The 14,740-nt window shown below is 41.0% G+C and carries 9 protein-coding genes; 3 read left to right on the plus strand and 6 right to left on the minus strand.

All coding sequences use genetic code 11. From position 1 onward, the window contains the following. Window positions 1-24 precede the first annotated feature (24 nt). The gene (locus V7K53_RS31020) at window positions 25-858 is read right to left on the minus strand and encodes a DUF4114 domain-containing protein (RefSeq protein ID WP_335201313.1); all 834 of its coding nucleotides are present in this window, start codon (window positions 856-858) and stop codon (window positions 25-27) included. Window positions 859-1,585: 727 nt separating this feature from the next. On the opposite strand from V7K53_RS31020, the gene argS reads away from it, so the two are divergent. The 3 genes from argS (at window position 1,586) to V7K53_RS31035 (ending at window position 4,535) form a co-directional block, all read left to right on the plus strand. Next, window positions 1,586-3,349: an arginine--tRNA ligase gene (gene argS / locus V7K53_RS31025; RefSeq protein ID WP_335201314.1), complete on the plus strand. Its 1,764-nt coding sequence runs from the start codon at window positions 1,586-1,588 to the stop codon at window positions 3,347-3,349. A gap of 114 nt (window positions 3,350-3,463) precedes the next feature. Further along, on the plus strand, window positions 3,464-4,027 hold the full coding sequence (locus V7K53_RS31030; protein WP_335201315.1) for a Uma2 family endonuclease: 564 nt from the start codon (window positions 3,464-3,466) through the stop codon (window positions 4,025-4,027). A 37-nt stretch (window positions 4,028-4,064) separates the two neighbouring features. Then, window positions 4,065-4,535, plus strand: coding sequence for a cobalamin biosynthesis protein (locus tag V7K53_RS31035; RefSeq protein ID WP_335201316.1), 471 nt, complete (start codon window positions 4,065-4,067; stop codon window positions 4,533-4,535). Between the two features lie 4 nt (window positions 4,536-4,539). Here V7K53_RS31035 and V7K53_RS31040 read toward each other — a convergent pair whose 3' ends face one another. The 5 genes from V7K53_RS31040 to V7K53_RS31060 form a co-directional block, all read right to left on the minus strand. Continuing rightward, complete coding sequence (locus tag V7K53_RS31040) at window positions 4,540-4,893, minus strand: phage holin family protein (RefSeq protein WP_292749212.1); 354 nt, start codon at window positions 4,891-4,893, stop codon at window positions 4,540-4,542. 435 nt (window positions 4,894-5,328) lie between these two features. Beyond that, entirely contained in the window at window positions 5,329-6,324 is a 996-nt protein-coding gene (locus V7K53_RS31045) for a peptidoglycan-binding domain-containing protein (protein ID WP_335201317.1), read from the minus strand. 106 nt (window positions 6,325-6,430) lie between these two features. Further along, complete coding sequence (locus V7K53_RS31050) at window positions 6,431-7,726, minus strand: M16 family metallopeptidase (RefSeq protein ID WP_335201318.1); 1,296 nt, start codon at window positions 7,724-7,726, stop codon at window positions 6,431-6,433. Between the two features lie 66 nt (window positions 7,727-7,792). Next, a complete protein-coding gene (locus V7K53_RS31055) occupies window positions 7,793-9,058 on the minus strand; it encodes a M16 family metallopeptidase (protein WP_335201320.1) in 1,266 nt (421 codons plus the stop codon). 165 nt (window positions 9,059-9,223) lie between these two features. Continuing rightward, a complete protein-coding gene (locus V7K53_RS31060; RefSeq protein ID WP_335201321.1) occupies window positions 9,224-14,644 on the minus strand; it encodes a trifunctional serine/threonine-protein kinase/ATP-binding protein/sensor histidine kinase in 5,421 nt (1,806 codons plus the stop codon). Window positions 14,645-14,740 lie beyond the last annotated feature (96 nt).

The raw sequence follows: 14,740 nt of genomic DNA on the forward strand, positions 1-14,740 counted from the left end.
TTATATTAAGCACCGTCTCAAAGTTTAGTTAGAAGTGCGACTTTGACGGCGGCGGCGCAATCCAAACATACCAACTGCTCCCACCGCAAACATTGATATAGTAACAGATGGTTCAGGAACAGTAGCACCAATTAACGCTTTAACATTTGCCTCACCGATATCAAGAACGACGACAACATCATTAAAGTCGCGATCGGAACTTTCATTCCACTTACCAGTTGCAGAATCTATCCCTGAAGCGTATAAACCTCCGTATAAATCCTCGAATGCCAGGAGGATGTAGTTGTTGTAAGCATAAGCAACTGCGTGCTGTAGTCCGTCAGCATTAGAGGCAGTTTTAGTACCAAATATATTGGCAGAGTTGCCACGGTTCAAACCATCGGCTCTCAACCATAAATCAAGTTGAGTACCTGCGGTAACATTACCAACTTTGACCCCATCACCTAGTTTTAGTGCGTTACCGCCCCAGCCGCCAACACATCCAGTCCCTTCACAAGAAATATCATTAAAAAGCAGCCCAGACTTGTTAGTAGTTCCTGTAGCTTCAAAGGCTAACTGGTTTCTATAACCTGCGCCCTCATTAATAAAGTAAACAGAAACATCGTGGTCGTATTTTAGATTTAATTTACTGGGGTCTAATTGAAATTGTCCGCTGTTTGGAAGGGCAGCACTTTCTGCTTGGACAAATTGTTGAAAAGGAGCGTCGTTAAAACCAGTTTGAGACTTATTATATACAGTTGGTTGAGTCCATGAACTATTCCAATTAAAATCAGCAGCAGATGCAGTTTCTACTTTGGAAACTAATCCGGTTAATGTAGCTGTAGCGGCAATCAAGGCAGTGAATAAATTAGGTTTCATATTATGAGCCATTAAGTAGGAAAGACAATTTAGATAATGCTTTTATGAGCAGCTATCTCTCTTCAGTTGTCTCTTACTTCTAACAGCTAGACTTCTGCAACGTCAATCTGTCTATTTACTTTTGCTAGTATATTTAAATAGCCCTTTATCTAAAGTATTTTTACTGAAAAAAGAGACTTTTTATCTAGTATTAGACTGTTATCAACACTTAGTAGTTAAACTTATGCATGATTAAAACTTCATGAATAATATATACTTTTTATGAAAATCAGATGTGCAATTTCTATAGTGAAAAGCTAAAAGCTTAATCTATAAGAATTTTCATTGAAATGAGGTAGATAACTAATGGTGTGCCGTCATCCGTATCAACAAAGCCAAGGCTTAGTTAATACGCTGCTATACAAATAGAGAAGATCTCCGTACTTACGTTGGGAAACGTAGTAATCTATCAAATCAATGAAACCTGGGTAAATAAGTTTAGTCTTTGTTTTAAGCGCTAAAGTGTTTACTACGTACTACGCTTTAGTTGGCTTGATTAACTAGTAGTCTGTCAAAATCGACTTCGGTATCGTCAGAATCTAGAAGTTATGCCAAGGATGGGAGACAATTTCAGGGGGTTATACCTTAAATTGACAGTCTTTGCTTAGACTTGATGAATATCTTTTAAGGTTAAAATAATCAAGCTTTTCCAGAGCTACATTCCCCCTTTCACAGATAAAATCTATATATGAACGCTACACAAGAAAAACTAAAAGCTCAGGTAGAGCAGGCTTTAATCGCGGCTTTTGGCGCTGAATTGGCTGGAGTAGATCCAATTTTGGTTCCTGCTAGCAATCCTAAATTTGGCGATTATCAGGCGAATGTGGCTTTATCCCTGAGTAAAAAGTTAGGAAAGCAACCAAGAGCGATCGCAGGTGCGATCGTTGAGAAACTAGATGTATCCGAAATCTGCGAACCGCCAGAAATCGCTGGGCCAGGATTTATCAATCTCAAGCTGAAAACAGCATATTTAGAAGCACAACTAAACGCGATTCAAGCCGATCCCAGGCTGGGAGTTCCAGCCGCGCAAACGCCAAAGCGGGAAATTGTTGATTTTTCCAGTCCCAATATTGCCAAAGAAATGCACGTCGGACACTTGCGTTCGACAATTATTGGTGATTCCATCGCCCGAATTTTAGAATTTCAAGGACATGATGTACTGCGGTTAAATCATGTCGGTGATTGGGGTACGCAGTTTGGAATGTTAATTGCCTATCTGCGGGAAGTTTACCCAGATGCGCTTACCACCGCTAATGCCTTAGATATTGGTGATTTAGTCTCTTTTTATCGCAAAGCCAAACTGCGGTTTGATGCTGATGAAGCTTTTCAAGAGACAGCACGCCAAGAAGTCGTCAGATTACAAGCAGGTGCAGAAGATACACTCCATGCTTGGAAACTGTTGTGCGAACAGTCGCGGCGGGAGTTTCAAATAATTTATGAGTTGCTAGATATCAAGTTAACTGAACGCGGAGAATCTTTCTATAACCCTTTACTATCTGGGGTTGTAGAAGATTTAGATAAATCTGGATTACTGGTAGAAAATCAAGGGGCAAAATGTGTTTTCTTGGAAGGGTTTACAAATAGAGAAGGTGAACCTTTGCCCTTAATTGTGCAGAAATCAGATGGCGGCTATAACTACGCAACAACAGACTTAGCATCTCTCCGCTACCGGATTCAGCAGGATGAAGCAAAGCGGATAATTTATGTTACAGACGCTGGACAAGGAAACCACTTTGCCCAATTTTTCCAAGTGGCACGCAAAGCCGGATGGATTCCTGATGATGTGGAATTAGTCCATGTTCCCTTCGGGTTGGTGTTAGGAGAAGATGGTAAAAAATTCAAAACCCGTTCTGGTGATACTGTGCGGTTGCGGGATTTATTAGATGAAGCTGTTTCTCGTGCCCATGCTGACTTAAAAACTAGATTACAAGAAGAAGAACGCCAAGAAAGTGAAGAATTCATTAATGAAGTTGCTAGAGTAGTTGGAATCAGCGCAGTTAAGTATGCAGACTTAAGCCAAAATCGCACCAGTAACTACATCTTCAGCTACGACAAAATGCTGGATTTTAAAGGTAATACTGCGCCCTATATGCTGTACGCTTATGCGCGGATTCAGGGGATTAGCCGCAAGGGTGATATTAACTTTAAAGAGTTGGAAAATAATGCTGTTTTGTTGGAACATGAAACAGAATTAGCGCTGGCAAAATATTTACTTCAACTGGATGAAATTATTAGTAGTGTAGAGCAAGACTTGCTGCCTAATCGTTTATGTGAGTATTTGTACGAACTGAGTAAAAAGTTTAATCAGTTTTACGATCGCAATCAGGGAGTTCAGGTGTTAGAGGCACAGGAACCGCAGCGCACATCCCGTTTAGTTTTATGTGATTTGACTGCTAGAACTCTGAAACTGGGATTATCTCTGTTGGGAATTCAGGTATTGGAGAGGATGTAATATTTTTTTAAAGCAAAGGTACGCTAAGGTACGCAGAGTAAGAGTTAAGCTGATTTTTTCTTTGTGTACTTTGCGGTTTTTTAATTAGAATTGCTGGACTGGAGGCGATCGGTTATGGTACGGACACCATCTAAAAACATAACTTTGGCAGAGTTTCTAATTTTACCAGAAACGAAACCCGCTAGTGAATACATCGATGGTCAAATTATTCAAAAACCTATGCCACAGGGAAAGCACAGTATAATTCAAGGTGAAATGGTTAGCACTGTCAACTTAATAGTCAAGCCCCAGCGAATTGCTCGTGCTTTTCCAGAACTGCGGTGTACTTTTGGTGGAAGGTCAATAGTTCCAGATATTTCTGTGTTTACTTGGCAAAGAATTCCTCGCGATGAAAATGGTGAAGTTGCCAATGTATTCCAAGTAGCTCCCGATTGGACTATTGAGATTCTATCGCCTGACCAAAGACAAACGAAAGTTACAAAAAATATTTTACATTGCCTGAATTATGAAACACAAATGGGTTGGCTGATCGATCCAGAAGAACAAACGGTATTTGTCTACATCCGCAACCAACAGCCAGTCATGTTGGATGAATCAGAAGCTTTACTCCCTGTGCCAGATTTTGCAAGTGAGTTGAGGCTGACTGTAGGAGATTTATTTGGTTGGCTGTTGGAGTAAACCAAACCCTGACGAATTGAGTAAGGAAATACACCAAGTGCAACAGGTTTTATGGGTAGGAATCGGTTGTAAACGGGGAACATCATGGGAGTTGATCGATCTGGCAATTGAGCAAGTATTTCGAGAAAATCAACTTTTTCCAAGTGCGATCGCAGGTATTGCTACCATTGATACTAAAGCCTCGGAAGTTGGCTTAATCAAACTTTGTCGCCTCCGCAATTTGCCTCTAAAAACCTTTCCTGCGGAAATACTTCGCTCTGTCTGTGTCCCCAACCCTGCCACAATTACCGACGATAAAGTAGGTACACCTAGCGTAGCAGAGGCAGCTGCTATTCTTGCAGCTTCTCAACTCACATCTTTGACTGTTTTCCCCTTTACAAACATAGAAGAATTGCGAGTGAAGTTTTTAGTTCCTAAACAAATTTTCCAAATACAAGGGCAACCAGGAGCGGTAACTCTTGCTATTGCCCAAGCTTTAAATATTATTAGTATTACAAAAGTTTCTTAATTTTCTAGTCAACAACTCTCAAAAAATAGTTAATTATGCTAGAAACAATTGCTAGTACAATTGAACCTAACAAAGCAGGTAAAAAACCCTGAATTTCAAAACCAGAACCAGGAGTTAGGACACTTGCCAGCCAAAGGGCTAAGGCGTTAATCACCAATGTAAATAAACCAAAGGTGAGCAAGGTAATCGGAAACGCCAAAATCTGCAAAATTGGTCTAATAAATGCATTAACCAAACCAATTACAAAGGCAGCGATTAAGGCAGTCACGAAATTCTTGATAAAGAATCCCGGAACGATATTAGCTGTAATGAATAACGCCACCGCAGTACCGAGCCAAGTTAATAAAAAGTGTTGCATAAGTTTTTTTAGAGGAATTAGCAGTAAGTTTAATTAATTTCACTATTGCCAGTTGTGATTTGTAACACTGTCGAGTGTTGTTGTGCTTGACTCCTAAAGTTGCCACCATCTTTTATCAGCCTAAAATCAATGTAATTTTTCAGTACTGGCAAGAGAGATACTTCTAATCGGTATATCTTTATCGTATTGCAGGATGTACCGCAGTGAACTACCCACACTAACCTGAGTACAGTTTAAGTGGGGAACTTACGGTGATTTAGTTAAATTCATCAAAAATGCTTTGAAGCGCAAAACCCCTACAGAGGTTTATTGAAGTTGAAAAACCTCTGTAACTTGGGGATTTCCAAAAAAGAAATAAGTTATCAGAACTTCGGAGCATTTTGTCAACGTTTTTGCTTACACGCAAAGGAGACGCTGGCTATGCTCATACTATGCCTAACGCCGCAAAAGAACCTCCCAGGTAGAGCCACCAACTACGCCGTCAGGTTCTAAACCATAGCGTTTTTGTGCAGTTTTCACCGCTGCTTCGGTTGTCTCGCCAAAGTCTCCATCGGCATCACCTTTTAAGAAACCCAGCTTTTTCAGTTGTTGTTGCAACTTAACAACTTCAGAACCACGTAATCCTATACGCAAAATTGGCAATCCTTCTGAGGTGTATTGAATACCAGGAGTTCGTTTTGTAGTTGTGTTTGACTGAGTTCTAGTAGTTGATGTAGTACGCTTCGGCGGTTTCTTTGTGCTAGAAGTTGTAGTTTTTCTGGGAGTAGCAGGTCTTGGTTCAGGATTGGTCGTAACTTGGGTTACAGCTTTTTTTGGGGTAGTAGGTTTTGGTTCTGGTCTAGTCGGAACTTGTGTTACAGCTTGTCTGGGAGGGTTGGGGTTGGGATTTCCAACGTTGGTAAGGTTACTAGCCTGGGTTGGAACAGGAAAATTTGTAGCTGAGTTAAATCTTGGCTGGGATGAAGGGGCAGTTGATGCTGCTACTGGTTGATTAGGAAAAAGTCGTTGCCAAGTGCTGGCATCAACAACGCCATCTGGATTCAAGCCAGCTGCTTGTTTAAATCGGGAAACAGCAGTAGCTGTATTTTCATTATAAATACCATCTACTGCACCAGAATAAAAACCCAAAAGTTTCAGAGCTGCCTGAAGTTCAGCTACACGTTCGCCTTGGCTACCAACTTTGAGGCTAGGGCGGTTGATACTATTTCCAGGATTTACTTGGACAATTTTTTGTGGTGCTGCTATTGATACTAGAGTCGTTGAGGTAATAAGTAGAGGCGTAGCGGAGAACAAGAGTATTTTAATGGCTGATAAAGATTTAGACCTCTTTGGCCACCAATCCTTTTGCCGTTTTTCCATTCTACAGCGATTTACAGTTGGGTCTAGTAATTTTAAGTAACTCAAAATACTTGCTGTCAGGCTGCTTTGCATGGAATTCACTCCCAGAATATTCTCATGCTAATGGTACAGCCGCTTGGTCTAAAAAACAGCTGCTGTATTTTACAATATCTCTGATGGGCGTGGCTGCGGCACATTTTCAGTTCGCGATCGCTCGATTAATTGCTTCTTCTTGACCAACTAAAGACAAGTAAGGTTCTTTTAAATACTTACAAGCTGAAGCGATCGCATCCTTGGCACTCACTGCTGCAATCAATTCTTGGAACTTGGTGTCAAAATCAATTCCTAAGCCCAAAATTTCATACCAACCGTATATCTGAGCAATTTGCCCGTTGGTTTGTTTACCCAAGGCGTATTGCCCCAGGATCTTGTTTTTAGCAGCTTGGAGCGCGCTTTCGGATACTTCAGTGGTACACAACAAATCTACTTCTGTACGCAGTCCTTCTAGAGCAATGCTGGTATTTTCTGGTGCTGTACCCATGTAAACTACAAAGGAGGCTGGAAATAGCCTTGTGGAGTAAAAGGCGGATACTTCGTAAGCTAAACCACGTTTTTCCCGCAATTCGACAAACAAGCGACTAGAAAGCCCATTTCCTAAGTAGGTACATAGCAACTTCAGGGCGGCGTAGTCAACAGAACTCACCGATGTTCCCAAATACCCAAGCATCACGATTGATTGTTGTGTCTGTATTGGCTTAACCCTTACCTGCGGTTCCACCTTAATCTCAGGTAGATTTAGTATTGGTAGTGCCTGAGATGGGGATTCCCAATCAGCAAAAACTTCTTCCACTAACGCTGCTGCATCTGTGGGTGTGACTCTACCAGCAATACTAATTACTACATTATCTGGACGGAAATAAGTCTGGTGATACTCCACTAAATCTGCACGAGTTAAGCAACTCATGGTAGTTTCATCTCCCAGCACTGACATGGAGTAGGGATGATTTTGGTACATTACCTGCCGCATTTGTTCAAAGGCGACATTGAACGGTTGCTCTTTTTGAGAACGAATATCCTGGAGTGCTAAACGCCGTTCTAGTTCCACTTGAGTTTCGGGAAAAGTCGGCGATCGCAAAATCCGCCCTGCCAATGTTAAAATTTCCCCAAAATCGGATGTTACGGTTTTGAAAGATAGCAAAAAATAATCAGTGCCAGCATCCGCACTCAAACTCGCCCCTACAGACTCAACTTTTTCGGCAATTTCCAAGCTAGAAAGTCCATCACATCCTTTTGTCATCACTGCTGAGAGCAAATGCGCCAACCCTGCTTGCTTCCGGTTTTCATTACAACTACCGGCACGCACAAAGATTCGCGCCGCAATAATGTCCGCAGCCGGATTTTCTGCCACCAGCACGACAAGGCCATTGTTCAATACAGTGCGATGGATGGGCGATTTTTGCAGCAAGGTTGTCATTTCTAGTTTGTCCTTTGTCATTTGTCATTTGTCATTTGTTCTTCGTCATTCGTCTTTTGCTAATTACTAATGACTAATAACTAATGACTAACACGGTTTAAGTATAGTAATCGCATAATTCTCCAGCGATAGATACTGTTTAGCTAATTTTTGCAGTTCTTTGGCATCAAAAGACTGAATTTGCTGGGGATATGTCACAGCTAATTCAGCTTGGGCAATGGTATTGTAATACCCATAAAGCCCTGTCAGTTGATTTGGCGTTTCGGTAGAAAAGGCATACTCGTTACATAGAAGTCTGCGTGTGCGGGCAAGTTCTTGTTCGCTAATTCCTTTAGTCTGCAAATCATCCAAATGAGCGCAAATTAAGGACTCAACTTCCTCTAGATTTTCTGGTTCTAACCAGGCAGTAATTGTAAATAAACTCGATTCCCGTTGTAGAGAAAAACTACTGCAAATTCCCTGTACCAATTGCAAATCTTCGCGCAAATCACGCACTAAACGCGAAGTCCGCCCTTCTGCCAACAATACCGACAACAAATCTAAACCATAGCCAGTACGTATATCTTCTACTCCGGGTACCAGCCACGCCATTAACAATCGCGCTTGCTCTATGCGTGGTAAACACAGTTCTTGACGGTGAATTCCTGCTATGACTGGCTTTGCTACTTTCTCAAATTGCGGACAATTCGAGCGTTCAGCAAAATCAGCAAATGAATGATTTACCATTTCCCAAGCTGGTTGCTGGGCTATACCCCCTGCAATTACCACCGTCATGTTTTCCGGTTGATAGTGGGCGTGGTGAAAACAGCGCATTGCTTCTGGCGATTGCTGCATCAGTTCTTGCTCAGTACCCAAAACCGAACGTCCGTAAGGGTGATGCGGATAGATGCTTTGAATTAGAGCTTGAAATCCTATCCAATCAGAATCGTCCTGACAAGAGCGAATTTCCTCTAGGACTACATCCCGTTCCCGGCTAAATTCATCTTCTGGAATTGCCGCATTGAGCAGAAGTTCTCCCAAGTAGGGAAGAGTATCTTTTAAATAAGGGGCAGCTGTGGTGAGTGAATAATGAGCATAATCATAGCTTGTCGCCGCATTGCTCACACCACCCCGGTTTTCCACTTTGGAATCGAACATTCCAGGGGGTAGCGTCGCCGTACCTTTAAAAATCATGTGTTCTAAAAAGTGCGCCATACCAAACCACGGTTTTGGCTCTAGGCTGGCTCCAGCACGCACCCAAACATCCGCCACAACTACGGGAGTGGTGGGAATTTCTTGATGAATAAAAGTTAAACCACTCTCTAGTCGGAAGACTGAGGCTGGAAATACGGTATAAGTTAGTTGTTTTAACAATTTTTGTAGCTTTAACCACAATTTGACGCAATTGTGTCATCTTAACTCTGAACGATACCTAATTTAGAATCAAATTATACAGATTTGAAGAATTATGCTATTGCTGTTTTCCACATTACCGAAAAATTAGACGCGTTATGCATTGAGAGGAAAATCACAAATTAGTTAAAACACTGGAATCTCAATGACAAATTCTGTTCCTTCACCAAGCACAGAATTGCAACTCAACCGCCCATCATGGGTTTCCTCAACAATTTGACGAGCGATCGCGAGTCCTAATCCCGTTCCTTTCCCAACCTCTTTGGTTGTAAATAGGCGATCGAAGATCCTTGCTCTAATCTCCTCTGGCATCCCCTGACCGTTATCTTTGATGCGAATTGCCACCATGTTTTGCTCGCTGGATACTTCGGTGTGAATCAGTATTTGGTGATGATTGTCTTGTGCTTGAGCAAAAGAAAGCCCCTCGCAGGATGTATCTAAGGCATCAATGGCGTTAGCAAGGATGTTCATAAATACTTGATTTAGCTGTCCTAAAAAGCACTTAACTGGTGGTAATTTTCCATATTCAGTGATGACTTCAATTGCTGGACGTTTTTCGTTAGCTTTGAGGCGATACTTCAAAATCAACAGCGTACTCTCAATCCCTTCATGGAGGTTACAAGCAACTTTTTCGGCTGTATCGGCTCTGGAAAAAGTGCGGAGACTGATGCTAATATCTTTAATCCTTTCTGAAGCCACCTTCATTGAGTCTACTAGCTTTGGTAAGTCTTCAGTCAGGAATTCTAGGTCAATTTCTTCGCCATGCTCAATGACTGCGATCGCCGGATTGGGATGATGTTGTTGGTAGCATTGGATATGGGCGAGTAAGTCTTGAATATAGTCTTCGGCATTGTTAAGGCTGCCTTTGAGAAATCCAATCGGATTATTAATTTCATGTGCCACCCCAGCAACTAAATTACCCAAGGTTGCCATTTTTTCATTTTGCACCATTTGTAATTGGGTATGCTCAAGTTCTTGTAGCGATCGCTCTAACTCTTGGGCATAATTTTGAGATTCTTGATAAAGACGGGCATTTTCTAGAGAGATGGCAGCTTGAGCGCATAGCAGTTGGATAACTTCGGTGCGATCGCTTGTAAATGCCCCAATTGTCAGCGGATTTTCTAGATATAGCAGCCCAATGAGTTTACCTTGATTTAACATCGGCGTACACAACACACTCTTAGGTTGTTGCTGCATGAAATATGAGTCGGCAATAAAATAAGTTTGTGCTGTCGCATCATCCAGCACAACAGTTTTCAAGCTGCGTTTGACATAGTTCACCAGTGTGACGGGAATGCCTTCGCTGGTTGACAATGGTGCAGATACCAGACTGACTCCTTCATTGATAGTAGCTACAGCTTCAACCACTAAGTCGCCCTGTTGAAGTACAAGTAATGCAGCTTTTTGTGCCCCAGCATTTTCCATTACTACTTGCAAAAGAGTAGTGAGTAATTGCTCTAATTGAATTTCACTGGAAAGAACTTGTGCGGCTTTAAAGATGGTGGCAAAATCGAGTGCTTCTGAAATACTGCTGCTAGAAAGATTTGTGTGGATAGTTTGATGAGGAAATGATGATGCATCAACAGTTGAATTCAGTTGAAAGCGATGATGCTGCCCTTGTAAGATGGGAGCCAGAAGTTGAGGATAGCGTTTTTCTAAATCCTCAGTTTTAGCTTTAGCACCCCAACGGGCATAGCAGTAATAAGCTTCTTGCATATAAACTTGGGCGATTTTTTCTTTGCCCCAGTCGAGGTAGAACTTGGCAGCTAACTCATTGCTCAAGGCTTCTTCTTGGATATATTCGTTTGCTTTCGCTAGAGTTATGGCGCGATCGTATAATTCTATTGCTGCTATTTTTTCGCCCAAAACCCGATGCCGTTCTGCTTCCACCAAATCAAATTTGTGCTGGAAATTCATTGGTGCGAAGTTGGCTTTAAACTGCAATTTTTCTTGATTTTCGCCAACCTTTAAGAGTAATTGTTCTTGTTGAGATGGTTCAGCCGTTGGATAGACAGCCAGACGAGATAAAGAATCGTAATAGTAGAAAACAGGCACAGATAGCATTCCTGCGCCACCGTTGAGGTATTGCTCTCCCTGATTTCCATTTTCAACTGCCGCCGGAAAATTCTCAAACAAATAACTGAGTGTTAATTTACTTAGGAAAAATACATGGAGTGTTAATTCGTCATTCTCTTCGAGCAGCACAGATAATAGTTGTTCATCTCGATCGTCTTCACCAATGAAGCGCTCTGTACGATCGCTATATTTGGTTAAATTGTTAATGCTTTGACAGATTATATTCGACCAATTTAATAAGCGCTGATTTTGGGCAAAATTAGACTCGTAGGCTTTGATATCTGCTAAGAGAATTTCCAAAACTTCTGTGCCACTTAAATAGACATAGAATAACTTGAAAATCATCGATGCCAGCACATGAAAAAAATCGCCTGTCTCTAACCCAAGACTATGGGATTCCTGTAATAAACTAATTGAGGTGCGAACATGTTGTTTATTAAATTGATTTAATGCACCCACCTTAAATAGAGTCATACTTTGAACAGATTTTGCTTTAAATCTATCCACAAGCATTAAAGCTAGCTGTCCAAATTCGTAGCCTGACTGGAGTTGGTTACAAATATTAAGTACAATTCCAAAATCTGCATATCCTGGTGCAGAAAGTGGTGCATTGCCATATTTAAGAGATAAATTCACCTCTTCACAGGCAATAATTGGGAACAGATAAGGGGCAGTTTGGTGGATGGCGGGAGCAATGCTAGCCATAATCCGCAAAGCAACCAAAGCTTTGGTATCGTCCATCAATGGCAAATCAACTAAGCCCTCAATACTTCTGGCTGCCAAAGTCGAGAGGGTGTTGACCACATATTGCTGAATGTCTGGAGGTGTTACTGATTCAGGTAATATTACCCCAAGTTGAGCCAGAAGTTCGCGTCCAGTTGCGATCGCTTTGAATGATTGATTCCGCACCTGATAAGCTTGGAGTTGAACTTCATAAACTTTCACTCTATCTAGTAAGGTGGTTGTTTGTTCGATGACAACCTGAATCAGAGATTCCATCTGCTCAAATCCATTGTTGAGAAAGGCAGCTTCGGCAGCTTCTTCGTATAAACTTCTAGTTAATTCGTAGGCGATTTCCCAACTATTAATCGGTAGCAACTGCATTCCAGAATAGAAGTAATGAATTGCTGCACCATAAGCAGTAGATTCTTTCGCTTTTCGACCAGCATTCAGATTTAACTGAGCTAATTGTTGACGTTCAGCCGGTTGGGTAATTAACAATATTCCTTGATTCAACTGACTGACAATCTCAAAAATTCGCTCTTCTTGCTGTGATTCAGAGGTATTTTGTAAGAGTAATTGACCAATTTTAAGATGGGTAAATTGTTTCTCTTCATCTGGAATTAGAGAGTAAGCCGCTTGCTGCACCCGGTCATGTAAAAATTTATAGATAGGGATTTGGACATTAGAATTGAAGGGGTTTGAGTCAGAATTATGCTCATTATCTTGAAAAAATTTATAAACTTCACTAGTAGGTAAAACTAACCCTTCTTGCAAAGCTTTCCATAAAGATGCTGCCGTTTCGGTTTCCAATTTTTCAGAAACAATTGCTAAGGTTAGCAAATCAAACTGGTTGCCAATACATGCAGCTAATTTCAACATATCTTGCGTTGCATCGGGCAACTTCTGCAACTGTAGCGCTACGAATTCTACAACATCATCCGTAAGGGCCAGTGCTTTCACAGCAACAATATCACATTGCCAGTAACCTTGAGCAAAATTAAAAGTAATCAGTCCATCTTCATATAATACTTTGAGAAATTGCGTTGCAAAAAATGGGTTTCCTTGAGTTTTTTGATAGACGAGTTGCGTTAGTGGTTGGGCAGTTTTACTCGAACAACTTAAGGTATCAACCACCAATTGATTTAAACTAGCTTTACTTAACGGAGCTAAAGTAATGTTGTTAATTGTACCATTGGCTTTGCGAATCTCCGCTAAAGTCAACATCAATTGATGCGCGGTAGATACTTCATTGTCTCGATAAGCCCCAATTAAAAGTAAAGCTCCACTTCCTAACTCGCTCATCAACAACTGCATCAATTTGAGCGATGCAGAATCAGCCCACTGCAAATCATCAAGAAAAATTACTAATGGATGTTCTTTTGTAGTGAATACCTGAATGAACTTTTGAAAGAGTAAATTAAAGCGATTCTGGGCTGCACTTTGTGAAAGTTCAGTTGCAGGTGGTTGTTGACCAATAATTTGTTCTAGTTCAGGAATTACCTCAAGAATGACTTGCCCTTGATTGCCCAGCACTTGTAAAATTTTATTTTTCCAAGTTGACAATTGGACATCACTTTCACTCAGTAATTGTCCCATTAAGTCTCGAAATGCCTGCACAAAAGCGGAGAAAGGAATATTCCGATTAAATTGGTCAAATTTACCTTTGATGAAGTAGCCCCGTTGCCGGACAATAGGTTTGTGAACCTCGTTAACTAAAGCTGTTTTACCAATACCAGAAAAACCAGCCACCAGCATTAATTCTGTTTGGTTGTTGCTAACGCGTTCAAATGCTTTGAGCAGAGTTTCAACTTCATGCTCGCGCCCATAGAGTTTTTCTGGGATAATAAAGCGATCGCACACATCCCGTTGAGCAATTGGGAAACTTACAATTTTCCCCGTCTCTTTGAGTTGAGCCAAACAATTTTCTAAATCATATTTTAGCCCAAATGCACTCTGATAGCGGTCTTCGGCATTTTTCGCCATCAATTTGCTGACAATAGATGAGAGTACAGGTGTAATTTGTGGATTAATCTCATGTACTAAAGGCGGAAGTTTGGCAATATGACAATGTACCAATTCCATCGGTTCGTGCGATTGAAATGGTAATTGTCCTGTTAGTAATTCGTAAAAAGTTACACCCAGAGAATAAAAATCAGTACGGTAATCAATCCCCCGATTCATCCTTCCAGTTTGCTCTGGAGACAAATAGCCAAGTGTCCCTTCTAATACACTAGGACTCATAAGGCTTTGAGTTTCTCGTGGTAATAAAGATGCAATACTAAAGTCAATTAACTTAACTTCTTTAGTTTCTGGATTAATTAAAATATTGGCGGGTTTAATATCTTTGTGAATGACACGATGACGAATTAGAATATCTAATGTATTGCACAGTGCGATCGCTACTTGTAAAAAATCAATCAGAGCTTGTGGTGTTTCCTCTATTTTTCTATTCTCTACTCTGTCTTGCCACTGCTTTAGAGAAATTCCCCCAAAGTCTTCCATCACTAACACATAGCCATTCTGATAGGTTTCTAGACTATGGGTTTGGATGATTCCAGGTAGATTCAAATTTTTGGCAACGGTGAACTGGTTGCGAAACTGTACCAATTCGCTAAAGCTGGGATAAGCAGTTTTCATCAGCTTAATCACCACAGATTTTTGGTCAGTTTCTCGATTAGCGCGATAAACCAAGGTTCGAGAACCGTTGTAGAGTTCTTTGCTAACGTGATATCCGGGAATGCTGACCATACGGCTTAATTCTTGAGACCTCAATATCTAGGTTTCCCAAAAATATGGCAATCTTTGCTGTCAATTCGCTTATTTTAAATTGATTGAAATAATTAA

This window comes from Nostoc sp., from assembly GCF_036917355.1.
Classification (GTDB): domain Bacteria; phylum Cyanobacteriota; class Cyanobacteriia; order Cyanobacteriales; family Nostocaceae; genus Nostoc.

Bases quoted from the DNA above. Each gene is read 5' to 3' on its own strand.
- V7K53_RS31020 (WP_335201313.1), bottom strand. From the start codon at position 858: ATGAAACCTAATTTATTCACTGCCTTGATTGCCGCTACAGCTACATTA.
- argS (WP_335201314.1), top strand. From the start codon at position 1,586: ATGAACGCTACACAAGAAAAACTAAAAGCTCAGGTAGAGCAGGCTTTA.
- V7K53_RS31030 (WP_335201315.1), top strand. From the start codon at position 3,464: ATGGTACGGACACCATCTAAAAACATAACTTTGGCAGAGTTTCTAATT.
- V7K53_RS31040 (WP_292749212.1), bottom strand. From the start codon at position 4,893: ATGCAACACTTTTTATTAACTTGGCTCGGTACTGCGGTGGCGTTATTC.
- V7K53_RS31045 (WP_335201317.1), bottom strand. From the start codon at position 6,324: ATGCAAAGCAGCCTGACAGCAAGTATTTTGAGTTACTTAAAATTACTA.
- V7K53_RS31050 (WP_335201318.1), bottom strand. From the start codon at position 7,726: ATGACAAAGGACAAACTAGAAATGACAACCTTGCTGCAAAAATCGCCC.
- V7K53_RS31060 (WP_335201321.1), bottom strand. From the start codon at position 14,644: ATGGTCAGCATTCCCGGATATCACGTTAGCAAAGAACTCTACAACGGT.